Raw genomic sequence first — 947 nt, 5'->3', positions numbered from 1 at the left:
ATCCCATTTACTAGGGTTAAATTCTATTTCTTTCATTGTTAAAGTGATTTTAATTGTTCAGCAGCCGATTCGGCAGTAATATCACGTTGAGCCATGGCAAACATTTCATAACCGACCATAAACTTTTTCACTGTTGCAGATCTCAATAAGGGAGGGTAAAAACTCATATGCCAATGCCATTGTTTGTAATAAGCTCCATCCGTTGGAGCTTGATGTATACCCGAAGAATAAGGAAAAGAAGTGTCAAAAAGAGCATCGTATTTTTTGGTAAGAGTTTTTAACTGTTCCGCAAAATCTCTCTTTTCTTTATCTGTTAAACCAAGTATGTTTGCCATTTGACGTTTGGGAACAATCATGGCTTCATAAGGCCAAACAGCCCAAAAAGGAATTAGAGTTACAAAACTATCGTTTTGAGAAATAACCCTAATATCTTCTTTTAATTCTTGCTCAATATAATCTTTTAATAATCCTGTGCCGTTTTTTTCAAAATAGTTTTTTTGTGCAGATGTCTTTTTTTGAACCTCTGTAGGGATTGAATATTGTGCCCATATTTGTCCATGCGGATGTGGATTACTACAACCCATAATAGCTCCTTTGTTTTCAAATATTTGTACGTAGTTAATGTCTTTAATATTTCCCAATTCCGTAAACTGGTTTTGCCAAGTGTCAACTACCATAACCAAATCATCAAGTTCCATATCAGGAATGGTTAACGAATGGTTTGGAGAAAAACAAATTACTTTACAAATTCCCTTTTCCCCTTCTGCTTTAAGTAGGCCTTTGTTATACTCAAAAAGAGGAGTGTCTTCTATAAGAGCTCCAAAATCATTTTTAAAAACAAAGGTATTTTTATAATCAGGATTAATTTCTCCATTAATTCTAGTGTTTGTAGGGCAGAGGTAGCAACTAGGGTCATAAGAGATGGATTCTTTTTTAGAAGAAGACTC

Annotated in this window: 1 protein-coding gene; it reads right to left on the bottom strand. The window is 34.3% G+C overall.

The features are described from left to right. Positions 1–38: 38 nt before the first annotated feature. The coding region (gene galT, locus EGM88_RS12600) for a galactose-1-phosphate uridylyltransferase (protein WP_123898768.1) at positions 39–947 on the bottom strand (909 nt) is incomplete at its 5' end.

This window comes from Aureibaculum marinum (genome assembly GCF_003813905.1).
GTDB lineage: Bacteria > Bacteroidota > Bacteroidia > Flavobacteriales > Flavobacteriaceae > Aureibaculum > Aureibaculum marinum.
This window is presented reverse-complemented; position numbering and strand designations above follow the sequence as displayed.